The following is a 14,776-nucleotide window of genomic DNA, read 5'->3' as shown; positions in this document are numbered from 1 at the left end:
CGGCGGACTGGGCTCGCGGCGACGACACCCGCACCGGGCGACCGGGCCGGACTCGCGACAGTGACACCCGTACCGCACGGCCGGCCGGGCCCGTTCACGCGTACGGGTGTGGGCCGCCCCGGCAGCTGCCGGGGCGGCCCACACCCGTGTGGTTCAGAACCGCTTCGCGCTCAGACCTCCGTCGGGAAGCGCTCCCAGACGCGGTGCTTGGCCAGCAGTCCGGTGAGCTCGCCCAGCACCGCGGGACCCTCGTCGCCGAGCACCACACCCGGTGCCAGGTCCGGGACGCCGGCCGCCTCCAGGACGTGCAGGGCGCCGGACCAGCCGCCGATGGCTTTGCCGTGTCGGTAGGCCTCGGAGACCAGGAGCAGGACGCGGGGGTCGGTGACGTGGGCGCGGGATTCGTCGGCCTTGGCGTCGCGGGCGGCGTAGGCGTCCGCGCCTGCGGCGGGGGTTCCGGCCAGCAGGATCGCGTCGAACTCGATGGAGCGGGCGGTGGTGAAGGTGCGCTGGACGGTGACCGGCTCGCCCGTGCCGTCGTCGAGGGTGCCGCCGGTGGCCGCGACGACCAGCGGCACCATGCCCGCGTCCAGCACCGCCTGACGCACCTCGCGCAGACCGGTGAGGTCCTGGCCTGCGACGATTCCGATGATCCGCCCGTCGGCCGGCCATTCCCCGCCGACCTGCGAGAGCGCCGGGCTGGGATCGACGGATGCGTGCGGGACGGTCGCCTGGGGGGCGGGCAGGCCCAGCCCGGTGGCGACCTGGGCGCACAGGTCGGCATCGATGTTGGCGAGGACCTTCAGCGCCCGTTCCTTGATGCCCTGCTCGAAGCACTTGTTCAGCTCGAAGGTGTACGCGGCCACGATGTGCTCGCGCTCCACGGGGGTCATGCTCAGCCAGAACTGGCGCGGCTGGCTGAAGTGGTCGCTGAAGGAGGCCGGCGACTGGCGCACCTTGCGCCCGGCCACCGGCTGGGCGACCTCAATGTAGGCGGACATGTCCTCGCCCGCGAGGAAGGGACAGCCCCCGTCCAGGGAGTTGGGCTTGTACGGGGCGACCCCGGAGTGGACGGCGGTCTGGTGCATGCCGTCGCGGAGCATGTCGTTGACGGGGGCGTGCGGGCGGTTGATGGGAAGCTGCCCGAAGTTGGGGCCGCCCAGCCGGCTGATCTGGGTGTCCAGGTAGGAGAACAGCCGCCCCGCCAGCAGCGGGTCGTCGGTGATGTCGATGCCCGGCACGAGGTGGCCGGGGTGGAAGGCGACCTGCTCGGTCTCCGCGAAGTAGTTCGTCGGGTTCGCGTTCAAGGTCAGCAGCCCCAGAGGCTGCACAGGCGCCAGCTCCTCGGGGACGATCTTCGTGGGGTCCAGCAGGTCGATGCCCTCGAAGACCTGCTCGGGGTTGTCGGGGAAGACCTGGACACCCAGCTCCCACTGCGGGAACGCCCCCGCCTCGATCGCATCGGCGAGATCACGGCGGTGGAAGTCGGGATCCATGCCCGCGGTGAGCTGCGCCTCCTCCCACACCTGGGAGTGCACCCCCAGCTTCGGCTTCCAGTGGAACTTCGCCAGCGACGTCTTGCCCTGCGCGTTGACCAGGCGGAAGGTGTGGACGCCGAAGCCCTCCATCATCCGGTACGAACGCGGAATGCCCCGGTCCGACATGTTCCACATCGTGTGGTGCGTGGCCTCGGTGTGCAGGGTCACGAAGTCCCAGAACGTGTCATGGGCACTCTGCGCCTGCGGGATCTCCCGGTCCGGATGCGGCTTCCCGGCGTGGATGACGTCGGGGAACTTGACGGCGTCCTGGATGAAGAACACCGGAATGTTGTTGCCCACCAGGTCGAAGGTCCCCTCCCCGGTGTAGAACTTCGTCGCGAACCCCCGCGTGTCGCGCACCGTGTCCGCCGAACCCCGCGAACCCAGCACGGTGGAGAACCGCACGAACACCTCCGTCTCCACCCCCTCACCCAGGAACGCGGCCTTCGTCACCCCGGCAGCCGTCCCGTACGAGGTGAACGTGCCGTGCGCGGCCGCACCACGCGCATGCACCACACGCTCGGGGATGCGCTCGTGATCGAAGTGGGTGATCTTCTCCCGCAAGTGGTGGTCCTGCAACAGCACCGGACCCCGCTCACCCGCCTTCAGGGAATGATCGGTGTCGTAGAGCCGGGCGCCCTGCGCGGTCGTCAGATACGCCTCACGCTGCGCCACCACCTCCTGGTCGACCCCGGTCGCCTCACCCGTCGGGCTGACCGTCGCGGGACCCCGCTGGTCCGGCTTCGGCGGCAACGGCCCACGCACCTGCGTCGGCTCCTCCACCGGCACCGGCACCGGCACCGGACGACCCGGAACGTCGGGACCGCCGCCCGTTCCGGGCCGCAGCGCGTCGACGATCTTCTCTGCGGTTTCCTTCACCGGGTTGCCACGCGAGTGCTCACGGGGGCGGGACTCTTCCACTGCGATTCCTCCGGTCGTCTGGCTCCAGGTCCGGCGACGGGGCGGAACCGGAATCCGGAACCGCCGCTCCCGGCCGCCGTGCGTGTCGCAGAGCCGAGTGCCCCGGGAGCGATACATAAACCGGATAGGCCGGTACGAAACCTCGGCCGCCCGGCGCCGCCACCGCCCTGCCGCACCCCCCGACCTGCATGAAAGCGCCCGGTCAGGGCATCCGGTCCCCCTGGATCGGGAGGGAACCATGACCATCACGGAGCAGTCGGCGAAGCGCGCCCGGGAGGACGCCCGGACCCCCCGGGAGGACGCCCAGGACACTCAGCCGGACGCGGCACGGTGCGGGTGCCGACACCCGGCGGAGCCGCAGCTCGCACAGCCGGCCGCGGCAGCCGAAGCCGCCGAACCGCCCGAGCCCGCCCGCGAGCGGGTCAACCGGCGCTGGCACGAGATCCTCCAGGAGACCCGGGTGGCGCAGACCGGGGTGCAGATCCTGTTCGGGTTCCTGCTCAGCGTCGCGTTCACCCCGCTCTTCCGGGAGCTGGACACCTTCGACCGGGTCGTCTACGTCCTGACCGTGGTCCTCGGGGCGTCCGCCACCGGTTCCCTGATCGCGCCCGTGTCGATCCACCGCTTCCTGTCCGGCCAGCGTATGAAGGACGAAGTCGTCGAGGCGGCGGCCCGGTTGATGATCCTGGGCATGGTGCTGCTGGCTCTCACCATCGGCTGCACGCTCCTGCTGATACTGCGGCTCGTGGTCCCCGGCGTGCTCGCCGAGATCCTGGTCGGCGCGGTGATGCTCTGGTTCGGCTTCTGCTGGTTCGTGCTGCCGGTCCGGCTGCGCCGCAAGGCCGCCCGCCGCGTCCTGCGGGCCGAGAAGGCCCACCGTACGGAGGAAACCGGATGACCACACCTGATGAGAACGGACCGACCGCACCCACCGGGAGCGGAACGGCGCCGCCCGCCGGGACGCGCTCCCGCGCCTGGCCGGCCTACGCCATGACCGCGGCGGCGGTCACCGCGTGCGCCGTCGTCGGCGCGCGGGCGGTGGACGCCGACAGCGGCTGGTACCGGCGGCTCGACAAGCCGTCCTGGCAGCCGCCGTCCTGGACGTTCGGCGCCGTGTGGACGCCGCTGTACGCGTCGCTGGCCTGGGCGGGCGGCCGCGCCCTGCACCGGACGCAGGGTGCCGAACGCCGGCGCACCGCGCTGAGCCTGAGCGCGAACCTGATGCTGAACGCGGCCTGGAACCAGCTCTTCTTCCGCCGCCGCAGCCCCCGGGCCGGCCTGCTGGGCACGCTCGCCCTGGACCTGAGCAACGTGGAGCTGATCCGCCGCACCGCCAGCACGGACCCGGTCGCCGCCCGCGCCCTGCTGCCGTACGCGGCCTGGTGCGGTTTCGCGACCGCCCTGAACGCCTCGCTGGCCCGGCGCAATCCCGCCGGGGCCCGCCGGAATTCCGCCACGGACTGACCCGGACGCAGCAACCGCCGCGTTCCCCTCCGAGATCACGGGGTACTTCCACTCCCATGCCCATCGACTTCACCGGCCCCGCCCTTCCCCCGGCTCGGGGGCCGCTCTCCGAAACCGTCCTCGGCCTGCTCCGGGGGACGCCCCGGGCGCATCCGCCGGTCGAGGAGGCCGACCCGTACGGCGACGACCTGCAACTCGCCCTCTACCTCTGCTACGAGCTCCACTACCGCGGGTTCGCGGGCGTCGACAGCGCCCTGGAGTGGGACCCGGACCTGCTGCGCCTGCGCGCCCTGCTGGAGGACCGCTTCCTGACGGCGCTGCGTACGGACGCGACCCGCGTCCGCGGCGTCGACGAGGCGGTCGGGGAACTCCTCGTCGAGCCCGTCAACGGCACCGGCGTCTCCCACCGCCTCCGTGAGAAGGGCGAGTTGTGGCAGCTGCGGGAGTACGCGGCGCAGCGCTCGCTCTACCACCTCAAGGAGGCCGACCCGCACGCCTGGGTGCTGCCCCGGCTGTGGGGGCGGGCGAAGGCGGGCATGGCGGCGGTGGAGTTCGACGAGTTCGGCGGCGGACGCGGTGAGCGCGTGCACGCCAAGCTGTTCGCCGACCTGATGGCCGACCTCGGTCTGAACACCGAGTACGGCCACTACCTGGACGCCGGGTGCGCGCAGGTGCTCGCCACCGTCAACCTGATGTCCCTCTTCGGCCTGCACCGGGCCCTGCGGGGCGCGCTCGTCGGGCACTTCGCCGCCGTGGAGATCACCTCGTCGCCGGGCTCGCGCCGCCTCGCGGAGGCCATGGCGCGCACGGGGGCGGGACCCGCGGCCGAGCACTTCTACTCCGAGCACGTGGAGGCGGACGCGGTGCACGAGCAGGTGGTGCGGCACGACGTGATCGCGGGGCTGCTGGAGGAGGAGCCGCACCTCGCGCCGGACGTCGTCTTCGGGATCGACGCGACCGGGTTCCTGGAGGACCGGCTCGGGGAGCACCTGCTGGCGAGCTGGGAAGCGGGCAGGTCGTCGCTCCGGGTGCCGCTGGAAGAGGCGCGCGGATGAGGCGGGCCGGGGAGATCGGGGGAGCCGGGGGAATCGGGGGAATCGGGGAAACCAGGGAAACCAGGGCAACCGGGGAAACCAGAAACAGAGGACCGCGCGTGAAGCTGCTCGCGCTGCCCGGGGTGTACGCCCCGCAGGCGGACACCGCCCTGCTGGCCGCCGCGCTGCGCCGGGAGGCCCTGCCGACTGGGGCGCGGGTGCTCGACGTGTGCACCGGGACGGGCGCGTTGGCGCTGGCCGCGGCGCGGCTGGGGGCCGAGGTCACCGCCGTGGACGTGTCGCGGCGGGCGGCGTTCAACGCCCGGCTGAACGCCCGCCTGGCCGGGCTGCCGGTGCGGGTGCTGCGGGGCGACCTGCTGGCTCCGGCCGCCGACCGCACGTACGACCTGATCCTGAACAATCCGCCCTATGTTCCCGCGCCCCGGCCCGGGCTGCCCGCCCGCGGCAGGGCGCGGGCGTGGGACGCGGGCCTGGACGGGCGGCTGATCCTGGACCGCATGTGCCGGGAGGCTCCGACGCTGCTGAGGCCCGGCGGGGTGCTGCTGGTGGTGCAGAGCGCGCTCAGCGCCCCGGAGCGGACGCTCGGGATGCTGCGCGACGCCGGGCTGAAGGCGGCCACGGTGGAGCGGTCGTTCATCGGCTTCGGGCCCGTGCTGCGCGGCCGACGCGGGTACTTGACCGCCCAGGGGCTGGTCGGCCCCACGGACAACGAGGAAGAGCTGGTGGTCATCCGTGCCGAACGAACGCCCTGAGCCGAGCGGTGCCTCCTGCGGTACGGAGTCCTGCGCGGCCCGTGTCGCCGTCCAGCGGGTGGGCCCGCTGATGGTGGACGGGCCGGTGGAGGTCACCCTGGAGGACGGCAGCACGGTGCGCTCGGACCGCTTCCGGGTGGCGCTGTGCGTGTGCCACCGCAGCCGCCGCTATCCGTGGTGCGACACGAGCCACCGGCAGCGGACCCGGGAGTGAGCCCTGCCGCCGTTCCCCCGCGTCAGGCGGTGAGGAGTTCGAGCGTGTCGATGACGCGGTTCGAGAAGCCCCACTCGTTGTCGTACCAGGCGACCACCTTGACGTGCCGGCCGTCGACGCGGGTGAGGGCCGAGTCGAAGACGGACGAGGCGGGGTTGCCGGTGATGTCGGAGGAGACGAGCGGGTCCTCGGAGTACTCGAGCACCCCCGCCAACGGCCCCTGTGCGGCGGCGCGGTAGGCCTCCAGCACGTCGTCCCGCGTCACCTCGCGCGCCACCGTCGTGTTCAGCTCCACGATCGAGCCGACCGGCACGGGCACGCGGATGGAGTCCCCCGACAGCTTGCCGTCGAGGTTCGGCAGCACCAGGCCGATCGCCTTGGCGGCGCCGGTCGTGGTCGGCACGATGTTGACGCCGGCGGCGCGGGCGCGGCGGGCGTCGCGGTGCGGGCCGTCCTGGAGGTTCTGCTCCTGGGTGTAGGCGTGCACGGTGGTCATGAACCCGTGCTCGATACCGGCGAGCCGGTCCAGTACGGAGGCGAGCGGCGCGAGCGCGTTGGTGGTGCAGGACGCGCTGGAGACGACCGTGTGGCGGGCGGGATCGTACGCGTCGGTGTTGACGCCGAACGCGAGCGTGACGTCCGCCCCCTCGGAGGGCGCGCTGACCAGCACCTTCTTGGCTCCGGCTGTGAGGTGGGCACGGGCGGCCCCGGCGGAGGTGAACCGTCCGGTGGACTCCAGGACGACGTCCACACCGAGTTCGGCCCAGGGCAGCCGGGCCGGCTCGCGCTCGGCCAGCACCCTGATGCGCCGGCCGTCGACGACGAGGGTGTCGCCCTCGACGGTCACGGGCCGCCCGAGCCGCCCGGAGGTGCTGTCGAAGGCGAGCAGGCGGGCGAGGGCGGCGGGCTCGGTGAGGTCGTTGACGGCGACGATCTCCAGCGCGCTCTCCCGCTCCAGCAGGGCGCGCAGCACGTTGCGTCCGATGCGGCCGAATCCGTTGACGGCGATGCGGGTCATGGGTGAAGCCCCTTCTGGTCGCGGTTCTTTCGCCATCAGGTTCGCGCGCGGCGCGCGGGGCGGACAGTGGCGCGGGCGCCATGGTTCGCGAGGATCCCGCCAGGGGTTCAGGTGCCGTGGGTGAAGGTGCGGCGGTACTCGCTCGGGGTGGTGCCGAGGATGCGCTGGAAGTGGAGGCGGAGGTTGGCTCCGGTGCCGAGGCCGGTGTCGGCGGCGATCTGCTCGACGGCGAGCTGGGAGCGTTCCAGCAGTTCGCGGGCGAGGTCGACGCGGGCGCGCAGCACCCACTGCATGGGGGTGCAGCCGGTCTCCTCGACGAAGCGGCGGGAGAAGGTGCGGGCCGAGACGCCCGCCCGCCGGGCGAGCGCGTCGAGGGTGAGGGGCTCGCCGAGATGGCGCAGCGCCCACTCCCGGGTGGCGGCGAACCGCTCGCCCAGCGGCTCCGGAACACCGCGCGGTACGTACTGGGCCTGGCCGCCGCTGCGGTAGGGGGCGGCGACCAGGCGCCGGGCGGCGTGGTGGGAGGCGGCGACGCCGAGGTCGCCGCGCAGGACGTGCAGGCAGAGGTCGATGCCGGAGGCGGCGCCCGCCGACGTCAGCACGCTGCCCTCGTCCACGAACAGCACGTTCGGGTCGACCCGCACGAGGGGGTGCCGGGCGGCGAGGGCGCGGGTGTAGTGCCAGTGGGTGGTGGCGCGCCTGCCGTCCAGGAGGCCGGTGGCGGCGAGGGCGAAGGCGCCGGTGGAGATGGCGGCCAGCCGGGCCCCCCGCCCGTGGGCGGCGACCAGCGCGTCGACGACGTTCCCCGGCGGGTCCGCCCGGTCCGGCTGCCGGTACCCGGGAACGAAGACGAGATCGGCCCAGTCGAGCGCCTCCAGCCCGTGCGCGACGTGGTACGCGAGCCCGTCCCCGCCGGCCACGAGCCCCGGCGCGGCCCCGCAGACGCGCACCTCGTACGGCATGCTGGCACGGGTGGTGAAGACCTGGGCCGGAATGCCGACGTCGAGGGGCTTGGCCCCTTCGAGCACGAGGACGGCGACACGGTGCAGCACGGTCCGAGGGTACGGGGGCACGGGCGGGCCGCCGCCGAGGGGGGCACGACGCCCCGCCGCACGGGAATCCGCCGCCGCCCCTGCGGGGCGAAGGCGAACGGCGAACTGGGCACGCTGTAGCGGTAGTTGTCCCGCCCGCCCCGGGTGTGCCCGTGTGACGCAGTCCTCGGACACACCCGGGGCGGGCGCGGCCCGGCGGGGGCCGGGGGCGGGGTGGGGTTACCGTCAGCAGCATGACCGACAACGACAAGACCCTGCGTTCCGTCACCATCGAGCGCTCCGGCCCCGGCCGCTTCACCGTCACCAACGCGCGCGGCGGCAGCCTCAGCTTCGGCACCGGCGGGGACGCGGACTTCACACCCGTCGAGCTCTTCCTCGCCGCGCTCGGCGGCTGCACGGCCGTCGACGTGGAGTCCGCCACCGGGCGGCACACGGAGGCGACCGTCTTCTCCGTCGAGACCAGCGGCCACAAGGTCGCCGACGAGAGCGGCAACAGCATGCGGGACCTCCGGGTGGCCTTCGAGGTGGCGTTCCCGGAGGGGCCCGAGGGCGACCGCGCGCGGACGATCCTGCCCCGGGCGGTGAAGAGCTCGCACGACCGGCTCTGCACGGTCAGCCGCACCGTGGAGGCGGGCACCCCGGTCCGTACGAGCGTGAACGAGGACGGGGACGGGGGCGGGGGCGGGAACGCCTGAGGGCTGCCGCACGGCCGAGCCGACTTCCTTGCGCCTGGACCGACCTGACGTGTCGTCAGCCGACGGCGCGGTCCGTGGAGCGTTCCACCGATGCCCTCGCGGAGGCCGCGATGACCTCTGGACGTATCGCGGGACTTTCTTCCTGAATGTGACGTAAAGCACGGGTAATGGGCTGTACGCACTTTCCCAAAGGGGCGGGAAGGCGCAAGGAATTCGGCTCGGGACCTTTGGCTCAGGGCCTTCTTGCGGCGAATGCGCGCTTCGTTCCGGCCGGTGCACGATGAATTCCGGAAAGACCGTGCCGGGGAAAAGGCCCCGGCCGTGCAAGGAGGTTCCGCTCATGCGCAAGGCATTCACCGCTTCGGCCGTCACCGTCGTCACGGCTGCGGCACTCGCCGTGCCCGTGGCCGCGTTCGCCGACGCTCCGGCCCCGTCGCCCGCGCCGGCCGTCACGGTGTCCTCGTCGCCGGACGACAGCCGGTCGGGACGACAGCAGGACGGGGACCAGAACGCCGTCCAGGCCGACAAGGCGCAGGTGACCCTCCGGCTCTCCTCCCCCCGGGACCGTGCCGGATTCCGCGCCGGGGAGAGCGTCACCATCACGGCGACCACCTCCGCCAACGCCTCCCGCGGCGTCACCGTGTCCTCCCCCGCCTTCGGCACCGCCCACCTCGCCGCGACCGACGCCTCGGGCACGTCCTGGTCCGGCACCGCCGTCGTCTCCCGGGACGCCGGCACAGGCACCCTCCCCGTGAAGTCCGTCGCGGACTTCGGCGACACGGGCGCGCAGACCTCCGCCCGCATCCTGGTGAACACGGTCGCGGCCCCCGCCCCCCGCCGCGCCTCCCTGAGTCTGTCGACGGACGGGGCCGGGCCGGGCGACCGAGTCCGCGTCACCATCGACAGCGGCGACCTGAAGGGCTCCGCCCGCGTCCGGTCCGGCGCCTTCGGCGGCACGGTGAACCTCACCCGCGACGCGGACTCCTCCCTCTGGCACGGCACGGCCACCGTCGCCGCGAACGCCAAGCCGGGCTACGACCGGGTGGACGGGTACGTCGGCGACCGGAAGATCGACTCGGTGAAGTTCGGCATCGCCGATGCCCCGCACCCGCACACGACCCCGAACGAGCACCACGCCGTGGCCCCCGTGGACCACCGTGCCGGGACTCCTGTGCAGCACCGTGCCGGGACTCCCGGGCAGCACCACGCCGGGGCTCCCGTGCAGCGCCACGCCGTGGCCCCCGTGCACCGCTCCGCCGGAACGTCCGCCCGGGTCGAGGACCGCGCGGTCCCCCGGGGCGCCGTCAACGCGGGCGCCACGATCGCCCCCGCCCCGGGCGCCGACACAGGCCTCGTCGCGGGCGCGGCCGGCCTCTCCGCCGTCGTCCTGCTCGGCGGTACGGTCCTGTGGCGCCGGCGCGGCACCCAGAGCTGAGACCGGGCCGGGCCCACGACCGCCGGAGCCGGCCGTCCGCAGTCGAGCGGGACCGTCGCGCACCGCGGCCGCCGAAAAGGGCCCTGCGCCGAGTCCCCCTGTACGTCGAGGCGTTCAGGGGGTACGAAGCGCAGGGCCTCCGGCGGCCTGGGTCAGTTGCCCACGTCCTTGTTGAACTTGTCCGCGCACGCGTCCTTCTCGCTCTGCGTGTCCGCCTGCTGCACACAGTCATTGAGGTTCTTGAACTCCTCCGAGTTGAGGAGCGAGGCGCCGACCGCGATGATCACGCCGGAGGCGATGATGCCCAGGCCGCCGAGCACGGCGCCGATGATGGCCATCACGCCGTTCGGGGCGCGCCCGCCGCGTGCCTTCCGGGCGGCGATGATGCCGAAGATCACCGCGAGCAGACCCAGCAGGATTCCGCCGATGAGGGTGATGGAGGCGAAGAGGGACAGGATGCCGAGGACCAGGGCGGCGATGGCCAGCCCGTTCTTCTGCTGCGCCGGGGTGCCGTGGTGCGGCTGGCCGTAATCGTTGTTCTGCGGGGGGTGGTGGGGATAGGACATGCCGTCACTCGCTTCTGTTGTCAGGGAACATTTGTTATGTATGGCAACATTCCAGCAGAAAAGGGGCCTCCGAGGAAACCCGCCCGCCTTCGGCTCGCCTTCAGGACCGCACGTCTACCCCCGACGAGTACGGATAGACGCGAGCCGGCCCGTGGATTCCCCGGCGGGGGTCCCGCTCCGGGAGGAATCAGCGGGACAGGGCCAGGAGTTCGTCGAGTGCCGCCGGCGGGCCGCCGTGCGTGAGGTGGGCGACGGCCGCCATGGGTGCCACCACCCGGCTCCAGGCGTACAGCCGTTCACCGTCCAGGCCGCAGGCACTCGCCACCCGTCGGCAGCGGGCCTCGACGCCCTCGTCACCCGCCCCGGCGACCACGTAGTCGACGGCGTCGAAACAGGGGTCGCCCACACAGGCCTTGGGGTCGATCGCGACCAGGCCGCGCGAGGGGCCGCCGTCGAGCGCGTTGCCGAGGTGCAGGTCGCCGTGGAGCAGCACGGGCTCCTCCTGGCTGTCCAGCAGGGTTTCGCAGCGCCGTATCGCCCGCCGCCACGCGGTCCGGCCGACGCGGGCGCCGATCAGCGGCTCGGACAGCCGGCGTCCGATCCGGGCGAAGGACTCCTCGAACCGGCCCCGCAGGTCCAGCGGCCAGTGCGCGGGCGGCGCGACGGCGTGCAGATCGGCGAGCAACGCGGCCCACAGATCAGGGAGTTGATCCTGCGGCAGGTGTGCGGCCTCGGTGCCGGGCCGGACCTCCTCCAGCACCATGGCCCCGACGGCGGCGTCGACGGCCAGGACGCCGGGCACGCGGCCCGACGGGGCGAACAGGCGGAGCATGTCGGCCTGTCGGGTCAGCAGGACGCGGTCCGGGCTGAGTTTGAGGACGGCAGGTGTTCCGTCGGTCCAGCGGCAGCGCAGCACGACCGAGGAGGCCCCGGCGGCGAACACCTCCCCCGGCACGAGTCCCCACCGCGAGGCCAGCCGGGCGGTCAGGGCCGGGACCGCGCCGGCCCAGCCCTCGGCCCCGGGGCCGTACCGCCCGACCAGGAGGGCGTCCACCTCGGCCATGTCCACGTTCGCGTCCGGTCGCATCCCCGCAGCTTGCACCGGTGGGGGCCGTCCGTCACCTGCTTTACCGGGTGGTGGGCACAGCCGGCGCGGGCGCACGAAAGGGCGGGCCCCCGGGTGGTTGCCGGGGACCCGCCCTGCCCGTGGAAGGGGCGTACGCCGGGGGTCAGCGCGTGAAGGTGTCCTTGGCCTTCTCCTTGGCCTCCCGGGCCTCGCCCCGTGCCTCCAGAGCGGCGCCCTTGGCGGCCGTGGTGTTCTGGCCGGCCGCGTGGGCGGTCTTCTTGACGGCCTTGCCGACGACCTGTTCGGCCTTGGCCTTGGCCTTCTCTCCAGCGCTCATGATGTGGTCCTTCCTTCGTCGTTCGAACAACCGCCTGCCCTTCGCGTCCGGCGGGAAACGGGGCCCCGGCCGAAAAGAATTCCCCGGGCGAGCCGGCTCGCGGTGCCCACGGTCCGGGCGGACGAGCCGCCTTGGGCGGCGCCCGGTCCGGGCAGGATTACCCCGCAGACCCACCCCCCTGGGAGTTCCGATGACCCGCGACCGGCACCGCCACCGCCTCACCCACACCACCCCGGAGGCCGCCGAACACCTCGAACAGGCCCTGGACGCCCTCCTCTTCTTCCGCCCGGAGGTCGTCGGCCACACCGCCGACGCCCTCCGGGCGTCGCCCCGCTCCCCCGTCGCCCACGCCCTGAGCGCCTACCTCGCGGCCCTCGGCACCGAGGAGAAGGACGCCGCCGCGGCCCGCGGCCCGTACGCCCGGTTCCGTGCCGCCCTGGACGCGTCCGCCCTCACCCCGCGCGAGCGCCTGCACCTCGCCGCCGCCGGAGCCTGCCTCGACGGGGACCTGCACGGCGCCGCCCGCGTCCTGGACGAGTTGTCGGTCGGCTGGCCGTGCGACGCCCTGGCCCTGCTGGCGGGCCACCAGCTCGACTTCCTCACCGGCGACGCGGGCCGCCTGCGCGACCGGATCGGCGGGGCGCTGAGCGCCTGGGACGAGGAGGACCCCCACTACGGGCCCCTGCGCGGCATGTACGCCTTCGGCCTGGAGGAGTCCGGCCACTACGAACAGGCCGAGGAGGCCGGCCTGGACGCCCTCGCCCGCAACCCGCGGGACGTGTGGGGCGTGCACGGCGTGGCCCACACCTTCGAGATGCGCGGCAGGTTCGCCGAGGGCATCGGCTTCCTCGACGCGCGCGCCGCCGACTGGACGACCGGCAACTTCCTGACCGTGCACAACTGGTGGCATTACGCCCTGTTCGCGCTGGAGGCGGACGACACCGCCCGCGTCCTGGACGTCTACGACAGCTCCGTCCACCCGCCGGACGCCCCGCCCCTGGCCATGCAACTCCTGGACGCCTCCGCCCTGTTGTGGCGCCTGCTGCTCGCGGGGCACGACGTGTCGGCCCGCTGGGAGCGCCTCGCGGGGGACTGGGCGGGACGTGCGGACGGCCCGCACTACGCCTTCAACGACATGCACGTCGTGATGGCGTACGTGGGCGCGGGCCGCGTCGGCGACGCCGAGCGGCTGGTCGCCGACCGCCGCCGCTGGCTCGCCACCGCCCCCTCGTCCTCCAACCGCGCCATGACCGCCGCCGTCGGCCTCCCCGTGTGCGAGGCGCTCGTCGCGTACGGAACGGGCCGCGACGAGCGGGCGATCGACCTGCTCCTCCCCCTGCGCCACCGCCTGGCCTCCTTCGGCGGCAGCCACGCCCAGCGGGACGCCGTCCACAAGACCCTGCTGGAGGCGGCCCTGCGGGCCGGCCGCCACGACCTGGCCCGCACCCTGCTCAGCGAACGCATCGCGCTGCGTCCGTCCAGCCCGTACAACTGGCTCGCCCAGGCCCGCCTCGCCGACCGGCTCGGCCACCACGCGCAGGCGGCGACCGCCCGGCACCGGGCGCGGACGGGCTCTTGGGGCGTGCCGGGATGCTGAGCGACGAGGTCACCGAGGTCCTGCTCGCCGCCGTGGGCGCTCCCCGGCGGGCCGAGCTCCTGGACAGCAGCCCGCGTTCGCGCGTGTGGCGGGTGCGGCTGGCCGGCCGGCGGCTCGTGGTCGTCAAGCAGATCACCGACGGCGGGGACCCGGGCGCGGACGCGGACACGCGGTTCGCCCGGGAGGCCGCCGGGCTGCGCCTCGCGGGGCGGGCCGCCGCGCCCGCCGTGGCCCCGGCGGTGCTCGCGACGGACCCGGCCGCGCGCGTGCTGGTGCTGGAGCACGTGGCGGACCTCGGCAGGACCGACGACTGGCTGCCGGGGTACGCCGAGGCGCTGGCCCGGCTGCACGCCCTGACCGCTCCCGCCGACGCGGGCGCGCTCCCGGCCTGGTCGGGGCCCACGGCCGCCGACGCGGAGTCCTTCCTCGCGCTGGCCAGGGCGCTCGACGTGCCGGTGCCGGGCGCGGCGCCCGAGCAGCTCGCCGGTCTCCTGGACCGGCTGGACCCCGCTCCGTACCACGCGCTGCTGCACGGCGACCCCTGCCCCGGCAACGATCTGCGCACCGCCGAAGGGGTCTGCTTCGTGGACTTCGAGCGGGCCGCGCTCGGCAACGGCCTGACCGAACTCGCCTACTTCCGCATCGGGTTCCCCACCTGCTGGTGCGCCCTGTCGGTCACCGGGGCCCCGCTCGCGGAGGCGGAGGACGTCTACCGGTCCACCTGGCGCGACCGCACCGGGAAGGACGTGCCGGGGGACCTCGCCGACGCGTGCGCGGGCTGGCTGATCCAGGGCGACGCGCTCGTCGAGCGGGCTCAGCGCGGGACCGCCGACCAGCTCGCCCGGGTACCGGTCCAGGACTTCGCCTGGGGCTGCGTCTCCGCGCGTGAGCGACTCGTGCACCGGCTGGGCGCGGTCGCCGCCATGACCCGCGACCACGACCGCCTGCACGCCGTCGGCCGGCTCGGCTCCGCCCTGGCCGACCGGCTGCTGGAACTCCGGCCGCGCCCGCGTCCGCTTCCCGCCTGGGACGCCCGCCCCTGGTGAGGCGACGCGGTGTGCTCGCG

General features: G+C 73.8%; 15 protein-coding genes. 9 read left to right on the top strand and 6 right to left on the bottom strand.

Annotation, left to right across the window (positions count from 1 at the left end; genetic code table 11):
- Nucleotides 1–170 precede the first annotated feature (170 nt).
- Nucleotides 171–2,417, bottom strand: a complete 2,247-nt coding sequence (locus tag ACZ56L_RS12200; RefSeq protein ID WP_471063556.1) for a catalase — start codon at nucleotides 2,415–2,417, stop codon at nucleotides 171–173.
- Between the two features lie 280 nt (nucleotides 2,418–2,697).
- On the opposite strand from ACZ56L_RS12200, the gene ACZ56L_RS12195 reads away from it, so the two are divergent.
- From ACZ56L_RS12195 to ACZ56L_RS12175, 5 genes are all read left to right on the top strand, one after another.
- Nucleotides 2,698–3,357: a DUF6328 family protein gene (locus ACZ56L_RS12195; RefSeq protein WP_471063554.1), complete on the top strand. Its 660-nt coding sequence runs from the start codon at nucleotides 2,698–2,700 to the stop codon at nucleotides 3,355–3,357.
- Nucleotides 3,354–3,923, top strand: coding sequence for a TspO/MBR family protein (locus ACZ56L_RS12190; RefSeq protein WP_471063552.1), 570 nt, complete (start codon nucleotides 3,354–3,356; stop codon nucleotides 3,921–3,923). The genes ACZ56L_RS12195 and ACZ56L_RS12190 overlap by 4 nt, the downstream gene beginning before the upstream one ends.
- Nucleotides 3,924–3,979: 56 nt before the next feature.
- Nucleotides 3,980–4,978, top strand: a complete 999-nt coding sequence (locus ACZ56L_RS12185; RefSeq protein WP_468687386.1) for an iron-containing redox enzyme family protein — start codon at nucleotides 3,980–3,982, stop codon at nucleotides 4,976–4,978.
- 98 nt (nucleotides 4,979–5,076) lie between these two features.
- Nucleotides 5,077–5,730, top strand: coding sequence for a HemK2/MTQ2 family protein methyltransferase (locus ACZ56L_RS12180; protein WP_468687384.1), 654 nt, complete (start codon nucleotides 5,077–5,079; stop codon nucleotides 5,728–5,730).
- Nucleotides 5,711–5,944: a CDGSH iron-sulfur domain-containing protein gene (locus ACZ56L_RS12175; protein ID WP_345227425.1), complete on the top strand. Its 234-nt coding sequence runs from the start codon at nucleotides 5,711–5,713 to the stop codon at nucleotides 5,942–5,944. Before ACZ56L_RS12180 ends, ACZ56L_RS12175 begins: the two co-directional genes overlap by 20 nt.
- Before the next feature lie 22 nt (nucleotides 5,945–5,966).
- Here ACZ56L_RS12175 and gap read toward each other — a convergent pair whose 3' ends face one another.
- A complete protein-coding gene (gene gap / locus ACZ56L_RS12170; protein WP_471063549.1) occupies nucleotides 5,967–6,962 on the bottom strand; it encodes a type I glyceraldehyde-3-phosphate dehydrogenase in 996 nt (331 codons plus the stop codon).
- Nucleotides 6,963–7,069: 107 nt separating this feature from the next.
- Nucleotides 7,070–8,035 (bottom strand): GlxA family transcriptional regulator, encoded by a 966-nt coding sequence (locus ACZ56L_RS12165; RefSeq protein WP_401766150.1) that lies wholly within the window; start codon nucleotides 8,033–8,035, stop codon nucleotides 7,070–7,072.
- A 212-nt stretch (nucleotides 8,036–8,247) separates the two neighbouring features.
- Here ACZ56L_RS12165 and ACZ56L_RS12160 point away from each other — a divergent pair, with 212 nt between their 5' ends.
- Both ACZ56L_RS12160 and ACZ56L_RS12155 read left to right on the top strand, forming a co-directional pair.
- Nucleotides 8,248–8,709, top strand: a complete 462-nt coding sequence (locus ACZ56L_RS12160) for an OsmC family protein (RefSeq protein WP_471063547.1) — start codon at nucleotides 8,248–8,250, stop codon at nucleotides 8,707–8,709.
- Nucleotides 8,710–9,049: 340 nt separating this feature from the next.
- Nucleotides 9,050–10,144: a hypothetical protein gene (locus tag ACZ56L_RS12155; protein WP_471063545.1), complete on the top strand. Its 1,095-nt coding sequence runs from the start codon at nucleotides 9,050–9,052 to the stop codon at nucleotides 10,142–10,144.
- Between the two features lie 152 nt (nucleotides 10,145–10,296).
- Here the strand turns inward: ACZ56L_RS12155 and ACZ56L_RS12150 are convergent, their stop codons facing one another.
- The 3 genes from ACZ56L_RS12150 to ACZ56L_RS12140 form a co-directional block, all read right to left on the bottom strand.
- Nucleotides 10,297–10,710, bottom strand: a complete 414-nt coding sequence (locus ACZ56L_RS12150) for a DUF4190 domain-containing protein (RefSeq protein ID WP_471063543.1) — start codon at nucleotides 10,708–10,710, stop codon at nucleotides 10,297–10,299.
- Nucleotides 10,711–10,897: 187 nt separating this feature from the next.
- Nucleotides 10,898–11,797, bottom strand: a complete 900-nt coding sequence (locus ACZ56L_RS12145) for an aminoglycoside phosphotransferase family protein (RefSeq protein ID WP_471063541.1) — start codon at nucleotides 11,795–11,797, stop codon at nucleotides 10,898–10,900.
- Nucleotides 11,798–11,939: 142 nt separating this feature from the next.
- On the bottom strand, nucleotides 11,940–12,113 hold the full coding sequence (locus tag ACZ56L_RS12140; protein WP_345227437.1) for a hypothetical protein: 174 nt from the start codon (nucleotides 12,111–12,113) through the stop codon (nucleotides 11,940–11,942).
- Between the two features lie 190 nt (nucleotides 12,114–12,303).
- Here ACZ56L_RS12140 and ACZ56L_RS12135 point away from each other — a divergent pair, with 190 nt between their 5' ends.
- Nucleotides 12,304–13,710, top strand: coding sequence for a tetratricopeptide repeat protein (locus tag ACZ56L_RS12135; protein ID WP_468687371.1), 1,407 nt, complete (start codon nucleotides 12,304–12,306; stop codon nucleotides 13,708–13,710).
- Nucleotides 13,704–14,756 carry an aminoglycoside phosphotransferase family protein gene (locus tag ACZ56L_RS12130; protein WP_471063539.1) on the top strand — a complete coding sequence of 351 codons (1,053 nt, stop codon included), beginning with the start codon at nucleotides 13,704–13,706 and terminating at the stop codon, nucleotides 14,754–14,756. The genes ACZ56L_RS12135 and ACZ56L_RS12130 overlap by 7 nt, the downstream gene beginning before the upstream one ends.
- Nucleotides 14,757–14,776 lie beyond the last annotated feature (20 nt).

The organism is Streptomyces sp. NPDC039736 (assembly GCF_055596485.1).
The sequence above is the reverse complement of the archived record's forward strand: the minus strand, read 5'-3'. Positions and strand labels throughout refer to the sequence as shown.